18 protein-coding genes and 1 other RNA gene are annotated in these 20513 nt (G+C 35.9%); 14 read left to right on the plus strand and 5 right to left on the minus strand.

Features of this window, described 5'->3' with window-relative positions:
* Positions 1–138 precede the first annotated feature (138 nt).
* From SJW71_RS04965 to ssrA, 13 genes are all read left to right on the plus strand, one after another.
* A complete protein-coding gene (locus SJW71_RS04965; RefSeq protein ID WP_431811808.1) occupies positions 139–1554 on the plus strand; it encodes an FAD-binding oxidoreductase in 1416 nt (471 codons plus the stop codon).
* Entirely contained in the window at positions 1541–2881 is a 1341-nt protein-coding gene (locus SJW71_RS04970) for a (Fe-S)-binding protein (RefSeq protein ID WP_431811809.1), read from the plus strand. Before SJW71_RS04965 ends, SJW71_RS04970 begins: the two co-directional genes overlap by 14 nt.
* 44 nt (positions 2882–2925) lie before the next feature.
* Entirely contained in the window at positions 2926–4026 is a 1101-nt protein-coding gene (locus tag SJW71_RS04975) for a CdaR family transcriptional regulator (RefSeq protein ID WP_431811810.1), read from the plus strand.
* Positions 4027–4211: 185 nt separating this feature from the next.
* Complete coding sequence (locus tag SJW71_RS04980) at positions 4212–5243, plus strand: DctP family TRAP transporter solute-binding subunit (protein ID WP_407135068.1); 1032 nt, start codon at positions 4212–4214, stop codon at positions 5241–5243.
* Positions 5244–5254: 11 nt separating this feature from the next.
* Complete coding sequence (locus tag SJW71_RS04985; RefSeq protein ID WP_407135070.1) at positions 5255–5752, plus strand: TRAP transporter small permease; 498 nt, start codon at positions 5255–5257, stop codon at positions 5750–5752.
* Complete coding sequence (locus SJW71_RS04990; protein ID WP_274794352.1) at positions 5749–7074, plus strand: TRAP transporter large permease; 1326 nt, start codon at positions 5749–5751, stop codon at positions 7072–7074. Before SJW71_RS04985 ends, SJW71_RS04990 begins: the two co-directional genes overlap by 4 nt.
* A 16-nt stretch (positions 7075–7090) precedes the next feature.
* Positions 7091–7837, plus strand: coding sequence for an SDR family NAD(P)-dependent oxidoreductase (locus SJW71_RS04995; RefSeq protein ID WP_322605844.1), 747 nt, complete (start codon positions 7091–7093; stop codon positions 7835–7837).
* Positions 7830–8306, plus strand: coding sequence for a PCC domain-containing protein (locus SJW71_RS05000; protein WP_274794350.1), 477 nt, complete (start codon positions 7830–7832; stop codon positions 8304–8306). Before SJW71_RS04995 ends, SJW71_RS05000 begins: the two co-directional genes overlap by 8 nt.
* 13 nt (positions 8307–8319) lie before the next feature.
* Positions 8320–9801 carry a class I adenylate-forming enzyme family protein gene (locus SJW71_RS05005; protein ID WP_431811811.1) on the plus strand — a complete coding sequence of 494 codons (1482 nt, stop codon included), beginning with the start codon at positions 8320–8322 and terminating at the stop codon, positions 9799–9801.
* A complete protein-coding gene (locus SJW71_RS05010) occupies positions 9798–10931 on the plus strand; it encodes a thiolase C-terminal domain-containing protein (RefSeq protein ID WP_431811812.1) in 1134 nt (377 codons plus the stop codon). The genes SJW71_RS05005 and SJW71_RS05010 overlap by 4 nt, the downstream gene beginning before the upstream one ends.
* A gap of 3 nt (positions 10932–10934) precedes the next feature.
* Positions 10935–11243 carry a Zn-ribbon domain-containing OB-fold protein gene (locus SJW71_RS05015; protein WP_431811813.1) on the plus strand — a complete coding sequence of 103 codons (309 nt, stop codon included), beginning with the start codon at positions 10935–10937 and terminating at the stop codon, positions 11241–11243.
* 218 nt (positions 11244–11461) lie between these two features.
* On the plus strand, positions 11462–12385 hold the full coding sequence (locus SJW71_RS05020; protein ID WP_274794345.1) for a DMT family transporter: 924 nt from the start codon (positions 11462–11464) through the stop codon (positions 12383–12385).
* A gap of 204 nt (positions 12386–12589) precedes the next feature.
* Positions 12590–12945: a transfer-messenger RNA gene (gene ssrA / locus SJW71_RS05025) on the plus strand.
* A 146-nt stretch (positions 12946–13091) separates the two neighbouring features.
* Here the strand turns inward: ssrA and SJW71_RS05030 are convergent.
* Complete coding sequence (locus SJW71_RS05030; RefSeq protein ID WP_431811814.1) at positions 13092–14255, minus strand: tyrosine-type recombinase/integrase; 1164 nt, start codon at positions 14253–14255, stop codon at positions 13092–13094.
* A gap of 310 nt (positions 14256–14565) precedes the next feature.
* Complete coding sequence (locus SJW71_RS05035; protein ID WP_431811815.1) at positions 14566–15144, minus strand: hypothetical protein; 579 nt, start codon at positions 15142–15144, stop codon at positions 14566–14568.
* 389 nt (positions 15145–15533) lie between these two features.
* Here SJW71_RS05035 and SJW71_RS05040 point away from each other — a divergent pair, with 389 nt between their 5' ends.
* Positions 15534–16604 carry an MrcB family domain-containing protein gene (locus tag SJW71_RS05040; RefSeq protein WP_431811816.1) on the plus strand — a complete coding sequence of 357 codons (1071 nt, stop codon included), beginning with the start codon at positions 15534–15536 and terminating at the stop codon, positions 16602–16604.
* Between the two features lie 108 nt (positions 16605–16712).
* On the opposite strand, the gene SJW71_RS05045 is transcribed toward SJW71_RS05040, so the two are convergent.
* The 3 genes from SJW71_RS05045 to SJW71_RS05055 all read right to left on the minus strand — a co-directional run bounded on the left by SJW71_RS05045 (position 16713) and on the right by SJW71_RS05055 (position 20447).
* On the minus strand, positions 16713–17831 hold the full coding sequence (locus tag SJW71_RS05045; RefSeq protein WP_431811817.1) for a tyrosine-type recombinase/integrase: 1119 nt from the start codon (positions 17829–17831) through the stop codon (positions 16713–16715).
* Between the two features lie 17 nt (positions 17832–17848).
* Positions 17849–18097, minus strand: coding sequence for a helix-turn-helix domain-containing protein (locus SJW71_RS05050; RefSeq protein ID WP_054610750.1), 249 nt, complete (start codon positions 18095–18097; stop codon positions 17849–17851).
* A gap of 709 nt (positions 18098–18806) precedes the next feature.
* Positions 18807–20447: a DUF4041 domain-containing protein gene (locus tag SJW71_RS05055; protein ID WP_431811818.1), complete on the minus strand. Its 1641-nt coding sequence runs from the start codon at positions 20445–20447 to the stop codon at positions 18807–18809.
* Positions 20448–20513 lie beyond the last annotated feature (66 nt).

The following is a 20513-nucleotide window of genomic DNA, read 5'->3' on the forward strand; positions in this document are numbered from 1 at the left end:
CCAACAGCTTCTTTTTTGGTCCTATAACACAAAAAAATTAAAATATAATCCCCTTTTTTATCTTCTAAGACATATGTTTAGAAAATTCCAACAATTAAAATTGTAGTAACTACATATTTAAATTTCGAGGTGAGTCTTATGAATAAAACAGTTATCGAAAAAATTACGCACATTGTTGGTGAAAAATACATTAAAAGCTCAACTGCACAGCTTTTAGCATATTCCTATGATGCAACGGCAAATTTTCAGCGCTTACCTGATCTTGTCATTTCACCAGGGAATGCAGAGGAAATTGCTGAGGTAATTAAAGTATGTAATGAATATAAAATGTCAATTATTCCACGAGGTTCTGGAACAAATCTTGCAGCAGGAACGGTGCCTTACGATGGGGGCGTAGTGATTTTATTTAATAGAATGGATCAAATTTTAAATTTCGATAAGGAAAATTTAACGATTACAGTCCAGCCTGGCATTATATCTGAGAATCTTTGTACATTCGTCGAAGCACATGGTTTATTTTACCCTCCTGATCCAAGCTCCATGAGAATTTCTACGATTGGTGGCAATGTTAGTGAAAACTCAGGTGGCTTGCGTGGCTTAAAATATGGTGTAACAAAGGATTATGTCAAAGGTCTACAAGTTGTTTTACCAAACGGGGATATTTTAGAAACAGGTGGCAAACTAGCAAAGGACGTAGCGGGCTATGACCTCACATCATTATTTGTTGGAGCAGAGGGAACATTGGGTGTCGTAACAGCGATTACTTTAAAGCTTATTCCGTTGCCACAATATAAAATGACGAGCATCGCATACTTTGAATCCTTAGAGGATGCTGCGAGAACAGTCTCCAGCATTATTGCCAATAAAATCATTCCCGTAACGCTAGAATTTCTTGATAAAAAAACAATTAGCGCCGTCGAGCAATATATGAAAATAGGACTCTCAACAGATGTAGAAGCAATGCTATTACTTGAGCAGGATGGTGAAATGCATCAAGTAGAACAAGATGTCAAAGAAATGGTACGAATCGCTGAAGAAAATGGAGCTCTCTTTACGCAAATTGCAAAAGATGCACAGGAAGCGGAGCAAATTAAAACAGCAAGACGTGTCGCATTATCAGCATTAGCAAAATTAAAACCGACAGTTATTTTAGAGGATGCCACAGTACCACGATCAGAGCTGGCCAAAATGGTGATGAGAATTAATGATATATCCGAAAAGTACAATGTCAATATTGCCACATTTGGTCATGCAGGGGATGGAAATTTGCATCCTACATGTTTAACAGACTTGCGAGATGAAGAGGAGATGCATCGTGTAGAAGCGGCATTTTCGGAAATTTTTGAGGCAGCACTGTCACTAGGTGGCACGATTACAGGGGAGCACGGTGTAGGTGAAATGAAAGCACCTTATTTAGAATGGAAAATTGGTCCTATCGGTATCAATGTAATGAAAAACATTAAGCAAACTTTCGATCCTAACCATATTATGAATCCTGGTAAAGTCTTTGCTAAAGAAACGAAGAAAAGAGTGGTGGTACATGGTGGTAACTAACGTACAACAGCAAATGCAGCAATCCTTCCAGACACATGTCGATGAAAATCTATTGCTAGACTGTATGAGATGCGGCTTCTGTTTGCCAAGCTGTCCGACATATCTTCACATGGAGCAGGATGAAGCACAATCACCACGTGGACGCATTGCCTTAATGAAGGCAGTACGTGACGGGATTGTACCTTTCGATGCATCTGTAGAACAATCATTCGATTTATGTTTAGGATGTCGCGCATGTGAGCCGGCATGTCCAGCTGGTGTACAGTATGGTGCTTTAATCGAGCAAACCCGTGAAGCCGTACAAGAGGTGAAGCAGTCAACCTTCGTAGAAAAAACGACAAGAAAAATTGTTTTCAATCATCTTTTCGTCAAGCAAAAAAATATGGAGCATGCAGTTAGTCTAGTGCATCTTTATCAAAAAACAGGTTTACAAAAAGCTGTACGGAAAATTGGCTTTTTAAATTTATTCCCAAAGCATTTAAAAACAATGGAGGCATCTTTACCACCCGTAGCTAAAAAGGTACAGCCATTAAAGAAGGTAAAAGCGGCTTCGATGAAGGTGGCCTTTTTTACAGGCTGTCTAATGGATACACTTTATAAGGAAACAAATGAAAAAACGGTGTCCTTGCTACAAATGCTTGGTGTTGATGTCGTTATTCCAGATAATCAAAGTTGCTGCGGGGCTCTCCATGGGCATAGTGGTGAGCTAAAGCGTGGTAAGCAAAACTTAATTCGTAATGTAGAGTTATTTGATTCAGATGATTATACCTATATTGTTAATAATGCAGGTGGTTGTGGTGCTTTCTTAAAGGAATATGAAAAGCACTTACATAGTGATGAACGCTATCGTGAAAAAGCAGTTCGATTTTCAGAGAAGACAATTGATATTTCAAGCCTGCTTGTCAAAGCTGGGCTACTGGATTATTTAGCAACCTTGCCACAGCAAGAAAACAAGACTCTTGTAACCTATCAGGATTCCTGCCATTTACGCAATGTTAATAAAGTCTTCAATGAGCCAAGAATGATTTTACAGGCCCTACCGAATGTGCACTTTAAAGAGCTGTCAAATGCCAATACATGCTGTGGTTCAGCAGGAATATATAATTTATTGCAGCCTGCGTCAGCAGGTAATATTTTAACTACCAAAATGGCTACGATTAAGGCGCTACAGCCTACAGTGATTGTCACAGCCAATCCAGGTTGCTTGCTGCAAATGCAATCTGGTATCAATAAAGAAAAGCTAGAAGCAAGCATGCAAGCCGCACATATTGTTGATTTTATCTACAAGAGCATAGAAAACTATAGTAAAATATCTAAAATATACTAAATTTTCAGTATAATCAGTATATTAGTCTCTATGGAGGTGGCACAATGTTTGATTTACAAATTATTGGAACAAAGATTGTTAGGGAGCTTGGAGAACTAATTGATCAACATGTCGTTGTAATCGATCATAACGGATTTATTATCGCCAGCACAGACATGTCGAGGATGAATCAATTTCATGAAGGTGCATTAATAGCGATGAAAAACAAAGAAGTTATGCATATGACGAAGGAGCTTTCAGCACAATTAAAGGGTGTGCGGGAGGGCCTCGTCATGCCATTAGTGATTGAGGATACACCAATTGGAGTAATTGGTGTTACTGGACAACCATTTGAAATCGAAAAATATGGGAAGCTTGTCCAGAAAATTACACAGTTTTTTGTTGAAGATTTTTTAATGCACCGTAAAAAAGAACGAGAGACAAAAATGTTTGAGCTTTTCCTACTAGATTTATTAAATGGACAGGTAAATCAATTACTACTAGAGCAACGAGCTGAAATGCTAAATATTGAAACGGATCTTTATGATCGAGTGATTATTATTCAATTGAATAGGAGAATTGATGAAAAGGGGATGGATTATTTGCGTGCAATTCAAATAATCCATCCTCAACTACATATTTTTCAATGGAGCTTCGATAAGCTCGTTTTGCTTGTACCAAAAGTCACTCGTGTTCATTTAGAGCAAACGCTGCATTCATTTAACCGTAAACTGATAAAGCTCTATGATGACGAAATATTTATAGGTGTTGGCAATTCACATTCCTTTTTTGCACTAAATGAATCCTACAATGAAGCAAGTATTGCGTTAACGGTTGCTGTTGAAAATAGACAGATTGTGTTTGAGGAGGATTTGAAATTAGAGCTACTATTATCTGATCTCGATGAACAAAAGGTTGGCAATTTCATCTGCAGAACCATTGGCTCTTTAATAGAGGAGGAGGAATTAATATACAATCTAGAAATGTGGCTAAAAAGCAAAGGAGGTTTACAGGAAATTGCCGATGCGCTTCATATCCATAAAAACACTTTAAAATATCGACTAAAAAAAATAGAAAAGCTTTTAAATATTGATATTAATAATAATGAAAATAAATTGGAATTAATGATTGCTATTTTACTGTTTCGAAAAAGAAAGAGTGTTTAAGTTTTAGGAGAGAAACTTGTCATTAAATACTTTAATATGCTGCTTTTTGTGTGGTTTTTATATGTTAGAGACAAAAATCGATCAATTATTTTATAATTTTTTATCCTCAAAGAATATATATTTAGATTTTTCGGAATTATAAAATAATTATTAAGTCTAACATAAAAAGAGTAGGGGGATATTTTATGAGGAAATTTTTAAAAGGGAGAAATCTACTTCTTGCAATGCTCTTAATCGTTTCAGCAATATTAGCTGCCTGTGGTGGTGGCAGTGGAGAGAGTGCTGATGCTGAAGGGAAGGAAAAGTCCTATAAATTAAAAATGTCAGTCACTGTATCAGATTCATCCACATGGTATGAGGCAGCCAAAAAACTGGCAGATGATATGGACAAAGAAACAGATGGTCGCATTAAAATTGAAGTGTTCACGAATGAGCAATTATCTGGTGGAGATTCAGGAAAGGCTGTTGAAGGCTTAGCAAAAGGATCAATCGATTTAACTTTTAACTCTACTATTATTTATTCGATTTTAGATCAACGCTTTGGTGTGGCAAGTGCACCTTTTTTACTTAAGGATCATTCTGAGGTAGATAAAGTGTTTAACGGGGAAGGTGGAGAAAAGCTTAAAGAACTTTTAGCTGAAAAGGGTGTACAGGCTTTAGGATATGGTGAAAATGGCTTCCGTCAAATAACGAACAGTAAGCGTGAAATTAAACTACCAGAAGACTTAAATGGATTAAAGATTCGTATACCTGGAATTACGATGTACACAGATTTATATCGTTCATTAGGAACAGATCCTTCAACCATGACATTCTCAGAAGTGTTTACAGCGTTACAGCAAGGAACAATTGATGGTCAAGAAAACCCTATTGATGTAATTGCTTCGTCAAAGCTAGAGGAAGTTCAAGATTATTTAACATTATGGAACTATTCCTATGACCCATTAGTGTTAGGTATGAATAAAAAGCTATACGATTCTTTAAGCGATACAGACCGTGAATTATTCGATCGTTTAGGGAAAGAAGCAGCTGCTTATCAAGTAAAAATAGCACGTGAAAAAGAAGCGTCACAAATTGAAGATTTAAAATCTAAAGGAATGAATGTCTATACGCCAACAGAAGAGGAATTGGAGGCGTTTAAAAAAGTCGTTCAGCCTGTATATGATAAATATACAGATATTTGGGGAGAAGATTTACTGAAAGCGTTTACGCCATAGGGGGGAAACATATGAAGTTCTTAGACTACTTTGAAGAGATTGTATTAAGCGTTACATTTGCAGCGATTACATTAATTACATTTGTAAACATTGTTTCTCGCAATGTAGTCAATTTATCCCTTTCGTTTACAGAGGAAATCACAGTTAATTTGTTAGTATTACTGACATTTGTTGGTACAGCCTTAGGTGTGCGTAGATACGCTCACCTTGGTTTTACCTTGTTGTTCGATAAAGGGAATAAGCTGACAAAAAAGGCGATTGTAATTATTTCATCTTTAGCAAGTGGTGTATTGTTTGCAGTATTGCTTTATTACGGAATGGATATGGTATTGTTCCAAATGCAGATTAATCAAACGACACCGGCCTTAGGCATGCCTCAGTGGATTTTATCTTCTGCCTTACCATTAGGTGCATTACTATGTTTAATTCGTACAGTTCAAGCGATGGTCGAAGAATATAAAGCGGTAAGTAATGAAGAGAATGGAGCGAAAGGGGATGAGCTAGTATGACAGCATTATTACTTTTTGGCTCCTTTATCGTGCTCGTATTTTTAAGGGTTCCCATTGCTGCGTCCTTAGCAGTAGCTTCAATGGTAGTCCTATTTACATCACAAGGGCTATCAGGATTTGAAGCATTAACGGATATTATGTATACAAGTGTAGCTAAGTTTACGCTATTAGCGATTCCATTCTTTATTTTAGCGGGTGTCATTATGGACCATATTGGAATCTCCAAGCGTTTAATTGACTTTGCACAAACATTAGTAGGGCATCGAAAAGGTGGCATTGTACTTGTAACTGTATTAGTCGCGATTTTCTTTGCTGCTATTTCAGGGTCTGGCCCCGCAACAGTTGCCGCAATTGGAGGTATTTTAATTCCGGCAATGGTGAAAAACGGCTACCGCAAAGAAACTGCTGGAGGATTGGTGGCGAGTGCTGGTGCAATTGGCATTATTATTCCCCCATCGATCGCCTTCATTATTTTTGCAGTCGTAGCAGGCGATCAAATCCCTATTACGATTAATCGACTTTTTATGGCTGGGGTTATACCAGGTATTTTAGTAGGGATCGGTTTATTTATCGCTGGGATGTATGTCCGCAAACGTGATATTCAAAAGGGTATTTTTAATGACTCTGTAGAAGCAGCTATGAAAAAAAGTACAGGAAAAGAACGGTGGGAAGCATTTATTAAAGCACTTCCTGGATTAATGATTCCTGTCATTATTTTAGGTGGAATTTATGGTGGCTTTTTCACACCAACAGAAGCGGCAGTAATTGCTGTTGTATATGGATTAGTTGTAGGACTGTTCATTCACCGAAAAGGCTACATAAAAATGATGTACCGTATTTTTATTGAATCGGCGTTACAAACAGCTGTTGTAATGATTATCGTAAGTGCAGCCTCTGTCTTTGCCTACATTGTCACAACAGAGCAAATTGCCTCAACTATTTCAAATACGGTTTTAGGTTTAACAGATAATAAAATCATTATTTTACTACTAGTCAACATTATTTTATTAATTGCAGGTGCATTTATTGATGCCATTTCAGCATTTTATATTTTCGTTCCGATATTACTTCCGATTATGTTAATGCTCGATGTAGATCCGGCTGTATTTGGCGTGTTCATGACGATTAACTTAGCAATCGGCTTATTTACACCACCTGTCGGGTTAAATTTATATGTTGCCGCAAGTATGTCAAAGACTAATATTATTCAAATTTCAAAAGGGGTCGTGCCGTTTATTGTTGCTTCGATTATCGTCTTATTACTTGTAACGTATATACCTTCTCTATCAACATTTTTACCAGATTTATTAAATATTAAGTAGCAAAGGGGAAATGATTATGACATTAAAAGATGATGTAGCGATTGTTACAGGAGCGGCAAGTGGTATTGGACAGGCAGTTGCAGTTCAGCTTTCAAAGCAAGGGGCACATGTTGTATTAGTTGACTTAAATTCATGTGAGGCAACAATTGAAAAACTAGCACATGATAGCTATTTAGAGTGTTTGGGGGATATTCGCGATTCGGAATTTGTCAAAGCAACAGTCAACCGAACAGTAGAAAAATATGGAGAGATTCATATTTTGGTGAACAATGCTGGTACATGTAGTCGCAAAAATATTGAAACGATGACATTTGAGGACTGGTCACGTGATCTGGATACGAACTTAAAGGCAACATTTATGTTTACACAGGCATGTGTATACCCACATATGAAGGATGCACAATATGGTCGCATTATTAATATTAGCTCAGTATCGGGCATAAACGGAGGTGTTACATCTGGTGAGGATGGTACAGGTCGCTCTGGCCCAGCGTATGCAGCATCGAAAGGCGGGGTAATTGCCCTAACGAAATGGGTAGCAAAGGAGCTGGGACCTTTCAATATTACTTGTAACTCCGTTGCACCAGGAGCAACCTTAACAGCTATTACAACGGGGGTTCCATACAATTTAGATCAGCAGGTTATTAAGCGTATTGGTACACCTGATGATATTGCAAGTGCTGTCTTATACTTTGCATCTAGGGAGGCTAGCTATGCGACTGCTCAGGTGTTAAAGGTAGATGGAGGGATTAGTATTGGATAATTCTCGGTGGCAAGCTTTGTATGACCGACCTACAGATAGAATTATCGGCAGATTGAAAGCAGGAACGGATTTATTTACAGGGATGAAAGAGGTTTGCAATCACTTTGGTGTCAGAGGCGGGCAATTTCAATGCATGGGGTCCTTAAAGCAGGCGACCTATGTTCAAGTTCAGCGAGGTGAAAAGCAAGGGACCATCGTTTATTCACCAAAACGGCAAACAACATCTCCGGTCGAACTTATTTCAGGTTTAGGCTTTATTGGGATAGATATGGAGACGAATGATTTAGATATTCATTTCCATGGATCTTTTGTCGATTGTGATCAACACTTTTCTGGCGGTCATTTTCTTGAAGGAGAAAATGAAATCGCCATCACAGTCGAATTTATACTCTATCCATTAAAAGAGGCCATCCCGAAAAGACGAAAGGATGACCAATTTGGGGTTCTAATTTTTCATTTTGATGAATAGGGGGGAAAGATAAATGAGTACAATTGGCCAACTAGCACTGAAATCAGCTCGAGCGTATCCAGATAAAATAGCAGTTAAATTCAAAAACCGTGCGATTTCCTATGCTGAATTAATGGAACGTGCCTATGCACTAACAGCATATTTTAAAAGCCTGAACTTACAAAAGGGAGAGCGCGTAGGTATCTTAATGTCCAATCGATTAGAGCATATAGAGCTAGATGTAGCTGTTTCTTTATATGGTCTTATTAAAGTACCGCTGAATTACCGCTTGCATCCGAAAGAGCATGATTATCAGGTGAAGGATTCAGGTATGAGTCTGATTATTGGTGAAAAATCATTAATTGATCCGCTGCAAATTGATTTTCCAATTCTTAATTGTGGAGAACCGTATGAGCAAGTAGTGAAACAATTTAAAGGCCAGTCCCATGAAAATGAAGTAGATGAGAATGATACAATGGCCATTATGTATACTTCTGGAACGACAGGTAATCCGAAGGGCGTTATGCTATCACATCGCAATATGGTCAGTGGAGCTCTGTCATTAGCAATGGCGTGTGAGGTTGATTATAAAGATATGCTCGGTCACGTTGCACCACTCACACACGGGGCAAACTTTTTAAGTCACGTGGCATGGCTCTATGGCTTAACACAAGTTGTCTACGATAAATTTGAGCCAGAGCAATTTGTTCATTTATTAGAGAGGGACCGTATTTCAATCATTTTCCTAGTACCAACGATGGTCAACCTAATGATTCAGCACGAGCAGTTCAACCCACAGAAGCTTCGTACCATTAAATCGATTAATATGGCAGGTTCACCCATTGCTACTGCAAAGTTACAAGAGGCACTAGATAAAGTAGGGACAAAATTTGTAGAAACCTATGGTCAAGTAGAAGGGCCGATGTGCATTTCTATGATGCCACGCGAGGATTTACCATCTAGACTTGATTCATGTGGTAGAGTTGGACCATTTGTTGATGTGAAAATCGTGGATGCTGAGGGCAATGAATGTCCAGTAGGAGAAATAGGTGAAATTACAGCAAAGGGTCCGCTTATTATGCAAGGCTATTGGAATAACGAAAAGGCGACAGCAGAAACATTGCGTGACGGCTGGCTTCATACAGGCGATTTAGGCAAACTAGATGAGCATGGCTACCTATATATCGTTGACCGCAAGAAGGAGGTCATTATTTCAGGTGGCGTTAATATCTATCCTCGAGAAGTAGAGGAAGTGTTAAACAAGCATGAATTCGTCAAGGAAACATGTGTAATTGGTATTCCAGATGACAAATGGGGCGAATCCATTGTCGCATATGTCGTGCCAAACGGGCGTGGAGAAATTGAGAAGGATGCCTTAATCGAGCTTTGCCAGCAACATTTAGCAAGCTTTAAAAAGCCAAAGGAAATTTTCGTAGTAGAGTCCCTACCAAAAAGCTCCTACGGAAAGATTTTAAAACGCGAGCTAGTAAAAATGCATATGGAGGTGACACAATGACCGTATATGTTCATAGTGTAAGCATGACGAAGTTCGGTAACAATGAAAATGCTTCATTGAAGGATTTAATGCTCACTGCTAGTCGGGAGGCACTAGATGAGGCAAGAGACTTAAAAATTGATGCGGTTTTTGTTGGCAACTACATGGGAGGTAGCTTAGTCAATCAAGAGATTCTAGGCGCGATTGTAGCAAATGACTTGGGGCTCGGTCCTATTCCTACAGCTAAATTAGAGGGCGCCTGTGCATCAGGTGGTATTGCGTTACGACAAGGTATTTTAGGTATTTTAAGTGGCGAATATGAAAGCGTTTTAGTTGTCGGTGTAGAAAAAATGAAGCATGCGCCAACCGCCACTGTAACACAATTTATTAACTCTGCAATGGATCAGACGACAAACGAACGTTATGCGGGTCTAACCTTCCCAGGATTTTTTGGCGTAGTAGCCAACCGCTACTTTCATGAGACAGGTGCAAATAAATCCCATTTAGCAAAATTAGCATTAAAAAACCGTGAAAATGCATTACAAAATCCACTAGCCCAATTCCAAAAACCAGCAACACTCGAAGAAATAATGAACGCACGCATGATTACAGATCCACTTGGCTTATTCGATTGTTCACCCATTACGGATGGAGCAGCAGCAGTTGTGTTATCTCGTAAGCCATCGGATATTAAAATAGTAGCATCTGCACAGGCTTCAGGACCAACGATGATGCAGGATGCCATCGATTTATTATCATTACCAGCGATTCGTATATCAGGTCAGCAAGCCTATGAAAAAGCAGGGGTTGGTCCTGAGGATATAGATGTTGTGGAAATTCACGATTGCTTCTCGATGACTGAAATGCTCGCCATAGAAGAGCTCGGTTTTTTCCCGAAATTAGAAGGCTGGCTAGCTATTGAGCAAGGGAATACGCGCGTGAACGGAGAAAAGCCTGTTAATACAAGCGGAGGTCTTTTATCGAGAGGACATCCTATTGGCGCAACAGGTGTGGCGCAGTTTTACCAATTAGTACTGCAATTACGCGGACATGCACCAAACCAGCTAGAAAAACGACCACGATTAGCACTTGCACAAAATTTAGGTGGCACTGGTTCTTATTCGGTTGTCCACATATTAGAAAGGGTGTAGCAGATGAAGGTTTATGAATGCTGTGGTGTGGAATCAGTAACGAAAAAAGTATATTGCAGCACCTGCCGCCAAGAAATCAAAAACGAACGAGAAGTCCCAGATAAGGGAACCGTGTATAGCTTTACGGTCATTCACATTGCACCAGAAGAGTTCGCCCATTTGGCACCGTATACCGTGGCACTAGTACAGCTAAGGGATTCGACAGCCAAGCTAACAGTACGCATTCAAGAGAGTGTACAAATCGGTGACCTCGTACAGCTTGAAGAAATTAAAAATGGAACATACATTTATCAAAAGGTGAGAACTGCTTAACGAAGGGTATGAAGTATGGTAGGCTGTTTGGAAGGCGATTTGTCTTTCCTGACAGCCTACTTTCTTATGAATAGTCTACTAGACTTTTTATAAATGTTCCTTTATTGAGGCAGAATTTCAATTTGGGTCTTGCTGCGGATGTTAGTCTGTTGCCCTATAGAACGTAGAAGATAATGAGACTTCTTATCATGCGCTCGAATAAAACAGGAGGTGATAACTTGGCAAATGCAAAGGTTTATTCCATTTTAGTTTTCGTTATGTTTCTTTGGGGAATGAATGTTACATGGCTGAAAGTAATTGTCTCCAACGGCGATCCATTAACGATACAAACGGCCCGTATTTTTCTTGCGGCTATTACGATTTTTATTATTTTAAAGCTAACGAAGCAACCGCTTTATGTAAAAGGAATGCCATTTAAGTACATATTAATTGGTTGTTTTTTTGGCGTCATTTGTCACCACGTCTTTTTAGCATATGGCATCGTTCAAACAACAGCCATGAAAACGGCCATTATTAGTGGCTTAAGTCCACTTTTCACGGCTCTCATTGCCGTACTATTCAAAGACACGGTTATGACAAAATCTAAATTAATTGGCTTTGCACTCGGTGGAGTTGGCGTGCTATTCGCAGTGGTAGACGACATTACTGAGCTGACCAATCTACAGCTAGGTGATTTTCTCGTGTTTATGTCATTCTTTTTGCAGGCATTTAGCTTTATCGCAATTCGTCGTGCCACTGAAGTCATCTCTCCGATGCTGATGACAGGCTGGATGCTACTTATTGGCTCATCCATCTTATTAATTTTCACATTCGCTACAAGCTTCCGAAGCTACGGGGCATTTTTATCCTTCAGTCCGTTCATATGGCTCGTATTTTTCATGTCCGCTATTTTAGCTACTTCGATCGGACATACACTATATAATTTATGTATAAAACACATTGGTGCAGCGGAATCCGCTATTTTTGTGAATTTCAATACCGTATTCGCATTAATTGGAGCGGCCTTATTTTTACATGAAGTCATTACACTTCAGCAATTTATCGGTAGTTTAATTATTATTTCAGGCGTTATAATCGGCACAAGCAATTTAGAGGAAAGACTTCTTCAAAGGAAAAAAAATCGCGATAAACTAGAGTGTTAGAAAAGTAGAGTTGTTCAGCATTTCCTTGGCTTCTAATAAGAATGTTTTAGTTGGTGATCTAGCTTATTCAGTGTCTCTACTTGATATTTTAAGCTCTTTATCTTATAATAGTACTACATGCCAGTGAGCATCTACTCATACGATGTTCATTTACAACCTGCATTATGCAGCGTTGTCCGAACGGTTTATAACCGGATTATATCCGGGGACGTTACGGATTCGACAGGGATGGTTCAAGCTTTGGTCGCGCGTCGGAGGGCTCGGCTCCGTCATCAACGACAGTTATATAATAACTGGCAAACAACAAAACTTAGCTTTCGCAGCGTAAGCTCTTAAGCGCTCTGCCTCTCTATCGCCCATGTAGAGAACGTAGGGCCCAACTTTAGTGGGATACGGTCGATGGTGCCACCTGAGTCATCGGCAAGAGATTTCCAGGTTAGCGTACAGGACGCCTGTTTGTCGGCATAATGTTACGTGAATCGTAAATAGGCAAACTACACGCGTAGAAGCTGAAGTATTGGAGTTTCTGGACGCGGGTTCGACTCCCGCCGTCTCCATACATTGGAAACAATATAGTTTCAAAAAGTGTCAAATTCCTTGATATATCAAGGGTTTGGCGCTTTTTTTATTTCAAAAAATTTCAACTGATATCAAACGGTTTTGGGTCATTTTTGGGGTCAAACTAGGTCAAAATTGGGTCAAAGAATTAGCGTGAATTGATGTATGCATCAAACTTTTCGATTGTGCTAGCTTTGGTTTTCTTGGTTACATGCGTATAAATGTCCATTGTCGTTTTAACATCTGTATGTCCTAGCCTTTCCTGTACTTCTTTAATACTTGCACCCGCTTCAAATAATAATGAGCAATGGGTATGTCGTAAACCATGTGTAGTAATAGGCTGAAGCTTGTATTTATCAATTACTTTATGGAGCCACTTTTGCGTTTGAACAGGTTGGATGAAGCGGTTATGTTTATTGCTAAATACGAGTTGTTTTTTATTAGATGTATTAATGCCTTTTTCTAAATAAATCTTACTTTGCTGAAACTTCCATTTTAATAGTAAAGACATTGACGTTTCATCCATTTTAATTGTTCGCACTACACCATTTTTAGTTGTCTTTAGGTACAATTGACAATCCTTGCCGCGTGAAATCGCTTTGTTAATTCGAATTTCACTTCGTTCAAAGTTGATATCATTCCACGTCAGTGCTAATACCTCGCCTTTTCGCATACCTGAATAGCTTAATACATGAAATATTGTATAAACAATTAGATTATCTTGCTGTTCAAAGCATTGAAGCAGTTTTATTAATTGTTCTCGTTCGTAAAAGTTTTCAAATTCTGCCTCATCTAAAACGATTTGCTTGCGCTTTTTAGGCATCTCAACCAATGTAAAAGGATTTTTATCAATATAGCCATGTTTAATCGCATAATCGAGAACTTTTGCAGCATAGGACTTAACCATGCGAAACCGCTTTAGCTTCTTAGCCCACTGATTTACATGCTTTTGGCAAGTTGCAATATCAATCTTGTCAACTTTATAAGTACCCATAGCAGGTAATATGTGATTTTTAAAAATACCGATAGTTTTTACAAATGTACTTTCTTCAACGCCGTTTTCGTACTGCTCAACCCACATGTTATACATATCTTGATACGTTTCATATTGTTGTTTTTTATATGTGCCACTGTATACCTCAAGCTGTAACTGATTCATAGCATCTTGCGCCTCTTTACGTGATTTAAAGCCACGTCGAGTAGTAGTTAAAGGCTTTCCAGTTAATGAATCTGTACCAAGGTAAAACTTAAACATAAAACGCTTTTCGCCATCTTTTAATGTGTACTCTTTGATTTGGGGATTTCTCGCCAAAGTAATTCCTCCTCTGTTCTGCTTACGGAGACAGAGTGTAAGGTGAGTAGTACCTTACATATTTATCATATTATTTATAGCGTTTAAAGACAAATTAGATTTGTAGAAAAATAAAAAAACAAGCCTAAAAAAGAGCTTGTTTTAATAGTTCGTATATTAAATATGATTTTCAAAAATTAGCTTTGATTTCTTCTATCCTTAATTATGTGCTGCGATACCATACCGCTTCACCGTAGACAGGGAATAATTCTCCGACCTTCTATCCCCACATATAATCATTTAGAAGGTACTCCCTTCACGACATACATAATCATTGACAATTCTCCCATTTCTGTTTATTTCCGTAGAAGTTATCAAGATCATCAAATGAAGCTCTGAAGATATTTAAATTAAAGTCATTTAGCTCCACCGTACCTTGAATGAATCCTAGCATGTCATCTGAGACGTTAGAAGCGTCCTCAGCCCATTCGTTCACCACTTTGTATACCTCTTTGTCGTAAGCTGTTGTGCGGGTCATAAGGACTGATGTAGCTAAGTTCTGAGTGATGCCGTTGTAAGCGCCAATTGCGTTATCGAAATTTAGTGATCCATCCTCATTAAGTGCCACACGTTTAAACTCTAGGTAATTCGAATACATTTCGTCTAAAGCAATTGTGTTTTCAGGTGACAGACAAGATTTATCAGTAGCGGGCTTGTGGATCACCTCAACCGCTTCTACCTCTTCGGTTTCTACCACCTCTGCAATTTCACCTTCTGAACTCAAATTTTCTTGTTTGTTCTTTTTAAGAAAACTATCGGTTGATACTAGATACCATATAGCTATGATACCCATCACTATAATAGATGATAAAATTGCAATTATTACTTTGTAAACGTTATTCTTTTTCATTGTTAATAACCTCCAAATTATGCGCTAAAATATAACCAGGATTTGTTTCTCCACCACCACATACATAGCTAAGACCTCCGCCAGAATCGTCGAAGGCATTATATCAGTTAAAGTTGTCTTAAAGTGAAGTTGACAATTTTATAATACGTTGCTAACGAGACTGAGTGTAAGATAGAGTAGTACCTTCCATACTAATCATATTATGCAAATTGTTTGAAAACAAACTAAAGTTTATTGATGAGTAAATATATTTAATCTACAACCTTTTGGAATGTTTTACATGATAACTATTAAGTTCTTTCATATTTTTGAACTAACTTAAATGAATCTACTTATGTATATTTGTGAGATGGTATATTTAAAGTAAGTAATTATAGGGAGTTGGTACTTTGAAAGGCTTATTGATGGAAATTGCAAATACATATTTAGATGTAACTAAAAAACAATATAATCGGTCATATGCTGAAGCAAAATATATTAGTGAGGATATGCCCCAGAAAATTACTGCTATTTTATCTAAACAACAATTTGACTATAAAGTTGAGGGTTCGGTTGGACAAGGTGGGTGGACCTTTACACCATGGATATCTATTTTTAATAAGGAAGTAACCGTTTCAGCAACTAAAGGTTACTATGTTGTTTATCTCTTTAGTAAAGATATGGAACGTGTTTATTTATCTTTAAATTTAGGAACTACATATATTAAGAATAAGTATTCGGGGAAAAAACCTAGACAAAAAATGATGAAACTTGCTAATAATATAGCGGAGACGATTAAATATAACCCAAGATTTAATAGAAGTCCAATAGATCTTGGTAGTAGTACAGATAATGCATTAAACTATGAGGCATCACATATTATAGGAAAAAAATATGATCTTTTGAATTTACCAGATGATGAAATATTAAAGGAAGATCTTTTAGAAATGTTAAAAGAGTATGAAAACCTCTTTTTAATAAATAGAAACAAGGAAGTCGATGACGTTTTAGACTATTATCTACAGCTAGAAGAAGTAGAGGATGTACAGTTCCAACAAGATATTGAAGTTGTTGAGCCTTCAATTACCCCTAGGGTTCCTCAAGAAAAAAGGGGGAAGAAAAATAAAAGTGGAAAAGTATATTCAAGAGATGCCTCTGTTGCAAAAGAAGCAATAGTAAAGGCGGGGTATAAATGTGAGGTTGATCCTACACATGAAACATTTATTTCAGAAGTAACTGGGCATAATTTTGTTGAAGCACATCATTTAGTTCCAATTAGTAAAGAGAGTGAATTTGATTATAGTTTAGATGTTCCAGGAAATATAGTTTCTCTATGTCCGAACTGCCATCGAAAAATACATCATTCTAAATTTAATGAAAAGAAAAAGCTTTTAAATTCTTTATACATACTTAAAGAAAGTGAACTAAAAACTTATGGAATTCATCTACCATTAAGTCAAATGGAACAATATTATAAATAACGATAGAATTAGCCCCCAATTCTTATGGGGGCTTTAGCTATTTATATCAATGTGAGACTTAAAAATATCGATTGTATATAAAAAGAATAAGCAAAAATGAAGCTTGTTCTAATAGTTCATATATTTAATAAAATTCTCAAATGCACTGGCTTTGATTTCCTCTGTTTCTACAATATAAACATCTGATGTAATGTCCTTAAAGCTATGACCCAACCTTTTCTTTATTTCGTAATGTGTTGCACCACTTATGTAATACATTGTGGCATGTGTCCGTCTTAAATCATGAGGTGAAATCTTTCTGAGTTTATATTTTTCTTGGATATTATTGCACCAGTCCCAAGCCTTAGATGGATAAGTAATATTATTTTTCTTATCAGAAAATACAAGGCTATCTGTACTTAAATTATATTGCAAAACGGATTGAATTGATTTCCACTCATTTAAAATTTCAAGTGTGCGATCATCGATCTTTAATAATCTATAATCAGATGTTTTAGTGGTGGAAATCAATAGTTTCCCATTTTCATCATAGGTAACAGCTTTGTTAATAGTAATTTCATTTTTATCAAAATGGATGTCACCCCAATGTAAGGCAAAAGCTTCTCCGCGCCTAATACCTGTGTAGCACAGTAGCCGTAAGTAAGCATATTTTTTAATATCTTCATTTTTAGCGGCTTCTAAAAATGCTATTAGCTCTTCACGATTATAGTAGTCTTTTGTGGATTGTATTTGATTTTTAAGGGGCGTCGTTACAGCCTTCATAGGATTACGTTCAATAATGCCTAAATTAATCGCGTACTCAAATACTTGGGCTGCATAATGTTCGACTGTTTTGTGTTTTTTTAATTGATCATACCAAATGAATGCTTCGTTCTCGCAATGTTTGTAAGTAATAGTTTGAATTTTAATGTGACCTAAACAAGGCAGGATATGATCATGAAAAAGTTGTTTTGTTTTATGATAGGTCGAAGGCTTAACGGATTTTCGATAAATTGATAACCATTCATTATAAATATCACTAAATGTCTTTTTTTCAGGGCGATAACCTTCTTTAAATTTTATTTTAAGTCGTAAATATTCATTTGTTGCAGCTGTTATTGTTTTAAAACCACGTCGAGTAGTTTCAATTCGTTTACCGGTAGAAGTGGTTCCTAGATAAATCTTGAATTTATATCTTGTTTCCCCTGATACTAACTTATATGATTTAATTGCTTTTATTTTTGCCATAATAACTCCTCCGTTTGCTAGTAGCTATTTTTTTCTATAAATTTATCTAATTCGTGTTTATAGATTCGTTTAGTACCATCGATTTCAAATACTTTTAGCCCTTCACATTTAAATTTTTGAAAGGTGTTATACGAAACTCCTAAATATTCAGCCGCTTCTCTAATAGTTAGTAACTGTTTCTCAGGTTTGGATATTTGCTTAGTAATAGCTGTAATAATTTCATTTTTCAACTCTTCTAGATATTGTTTAAATTCTTGTTCTGTCATTTTGTTGGCTCCTTTGCTTTTTGTCTAAACAATATACCCGCCAGATTTTAATTTTTTAAGAGTAATTTTTATTTATTTCTTCTTTTATTTCTTTTGATAGAAGTTGAAAAATTAAAGACAGTATGCTAAGATTTACAAAACCTAGTTTTAACAGAACTGAATATTTATCAAATGACCTCCTATTGCGCAAAAAGTTTGAATTAGGGGGTCATATTTATGAGACGCATTTCCTTTTTAATTTTAAAAAATGAAACAAAACCTAACTGATGAAATACTAATATTTTAGAGGCGGTGTAGTAATACTGAATTTAGATTCATCTATCAGTTTTAATAGTCGTATACAAAAACCTTAGTTTACTGTTTAATGCAGAAACTAAGGTTTTTCTAATGAAAAATTATTTTATTTGTGATATGTATTTAAATTTACATTAATAGGATATGAATAAACTCCCTGATTTTGCTTTGAAATAAACTTGGATCAAAAATACCTTACAACTAGGAAATAACTCCTGAAAATGATTCTTCTCCAATAGTTTTAAATTTCAGTTTCAGTTTCTACCTGTGTTCTTTCACAATTGCGCCCGATTGTTTAAGTACATTAATAATTGTTTTCTTATCTAAAATAATCCTTAATGTGATTAATAAAGCTCCTATTACAAATAGGAAAGTTTCGGATTGAATATTAATATACATCACATCCCTAATTCTTCTAATAATTTGTGAATATATTATCTTCAATACCATTTAATCTAAAATTATTTGTTAATACATATTGCTCATTCGTACTGTTTTCATCAAAAACCACTTCTTGACCATGATATTTAATTATCGCTTCTCTAATTTCAAGTAGTGTTACATTAAAATATTCTTTCCTTCTATTTACTAAATTAATCCTACTGTTCTTAAAGGCAGCGTGTAATTGGCTTTCTAATCTTGGAGCATCATCGGTAAGAATCATTGCATGAATATCGAATGGAAAAGGAACTGAAGCACCGCTTAACTCCCTTATACGTTCTAAAGGTTCTAATCTTCTTGTCATACCAATTTTATATATATTTTTGCCAAACGAGCCTACATTTGAAATGATATATACATATCCGGATTTACCAATTTGATGACGTTGGTATATTTCCTCTCTTTTTTTCATTACAAGTGCAATATTTTCTTCTATCTCTTTAATTTCTCTTAGCAAATCTCCATTTGCATCTTTCGTATTTGCATATGCTTTTAATTTTTCTTCTAACAAATCATTCATTTTGTTTTCATGAGTGTCTAATTCGTTTAATTTCAGCTTTATTTCTTTTTCTAATTGCTTACGTTCACGTTCTTCTTGCTTTAATTGTCTTAATTTTTCTTTTTCTTTTTCTTTAAAAATCATTAATTCATAAACTAAACGTAGTTCTTCTATTTTTAATTTAAGAAATTCATCTGTTAATTTTAAATCTGATTTACTATTTAAAAAATTTATCTGTCTAAAGGCTTTATTAATGGTTTTTAATATAACTTCATAATTTGAAAACCTCAAAGACTTAATAGCATTATCACATTCAGAATTAAATGCTCTAAGCATAAATTTTATATTTTGTTTCGTTAATGCTCTACCAGCCCTTACACTCCCATTCACATGCCATTTCGTTCCAGAATATACTGCTGTTTTATTTAGTATCATTTCTTTTTGTTTTACGTTATTTATTTCTAATTCATCTTTATATTGTAATGTAGTGGTAAATGGAAATACATTTTTATAGTATCCAACTTCTTGAAGTTTGTACTCTTCTTTAGATTTTATTAATACTTCCTCAACTTCATTTAATTCTTCTTTTAGTTTCTCAAGTTTCGTTTCAACTTTTGCACATTCATTAGTAGCTTTTTTCAAATTCAGTATTTTTAATTGATATCCTTCTATCTCATTTTCCAAAGTTTCTTTTAACAAAATTTTTTCTTTTTCTATTTCAGAAAATTCATTTTCTGCTGTAATTTTATACTTTTCTTCTATTAACTTTATCTCGTTAATTAAATTAATTTTATTTTTATTATGAATCTCTAATTCGTTATTAAATGTTTCATATATATTTCTTTTAAGGTTCAAACCTTTCAGCTCTAAGGCTAAGCCCTGTACTAATTGATTTAATTCGTATATTTTGTTATTTGCAATATCTAAATTTTTCGTAATAGTTTCATTTAGTAAATTTAATTCCTCAATTTTATTTAATAAACCCTCATTTTCAGTAGTTTTATCAATAATTTTAGATTCTAATATTTCTTTTTCAGTGTTTAATTCTTGAATATTCCCTTCAAGATTTTTAATTTTTATAACAGCATTGTTGAATTTCTTCTTATTAATAAACATTTTTCTTAAGTCACCTCATATATATGTTTATAGCGTTTAAAGCTCCTGAATAATAATCATTATTTT

It is taken from the genome of Lysinibacillus sp. FW12, from assembly GCF_050817245.1.
In the GTDB taxonomy this organism is placed as follows: Bacteria; Bacillota; Bacilli; order Bacillales_A; family Planococcaceae; genus Lysinibacillus; species Lysinibacillus irui.

Excerpts from the sequence above, each read along its gene's own strand:
- SJW71_RS04965 (WP_431811808.1), top strand. The coding sequence starts at position 139 with ATGAATAAAACAGTTATCGAAAAAATTACGCACATTGTTGGTGAAAAA.
- SJW71_RS04970 (WP_431811809.1), top strand. The coding sequence starts at position 1,541 with ATGGTGGTAACTAACGTACAACAGCAAATGCAGCAATCCTTCCAGACA.
- SJW71_RS04975 (WP_431811810.1), top strand. The coding sequence starts at position 2,926 with ATGTTTGATTTACAAATTATTGGAACAAAGATTGTTAGGGAGCTTGGA.
- SJW71_RS04980 (WP_407135068.1), top strand. The coding sequence starts at position 4,212 with ATGAGGAAATTTTTAAAAGGGAGAAATCTACTTCTTGCAATGCTCTTA.
- SJW71_RS04985 (WP_407135070.1), top strand. The coding sequence starts at position 5,255 with ATGAAGTTCTTAGACTACTTTGAAGAGATTGTATTAAGCGTTACATTT.
- SJW71_RS04990 (WP_274794352.1), top strand. The coding sequence starts at position 5,749 with ATGACAGCATTATTACTTTTTGGCTCCTTTATCGTGCTCGTATTTTTA.
- SJW71_RS04995 (WP_322605844.1), top strand. The coding sequence starts at position 7,091 with ATGACATTAAAAGATGATGTAGCGATTGTTACAGGAGCGGCAAGTGGT.
- SJW71_RS05005 (WP_431811811.1), top strand. The coding sequence starts at position 8,320 with ATGAGTACAATTGGCCAACTAGCACTGAAATCAGCTCGAGCGTATCCA.
- SJW71_RS05010 (WP_431811812.1), top strand. The coding sequence starts at position 9,798 with ATGACCGTATATGTTCATAGTGTAAGCATGACGAAGTTCGGTAACAAT.
- SJW71_RS05015 (WP_431811813.1), top strand. The coding sequence starts at position 10,935 with ATGAAGGTTTATGAATGCTGTGGTGTGGAATCAGTAACGAAAAAAGTA.
- SJW71_RS05035 (WP_431811815.1), bottom strand. The coding sequence starts at position 15,144 with ATGAAAAAGAATAACGTTTACAAAGTAATAATTGCAATTTTATCATCT.
- SJW71_RS05045 (WP_431811817.1), bottom strand. The coding sequence starts at position 17,831 with ATGGCAAAAATAAAAGCAATTAAATCATATAAGTTAGTATCAGGGGAA.
- SJW71_RS05050 (WP_054610750.1), bottom strand. The coding sequence starts at position 18,097 with ATGACAGAACAAGAATTTAAACAATATCTAGAAGAGTTGAAAAATGAA.
- SJW71_RS05055 (WP_431811818.1), bottom strand. The coding sequence starts at position 20,447 with ATGTTTATTAATAAGAAGAAATTCAACAATGCTGTTATAAAAATTAAA.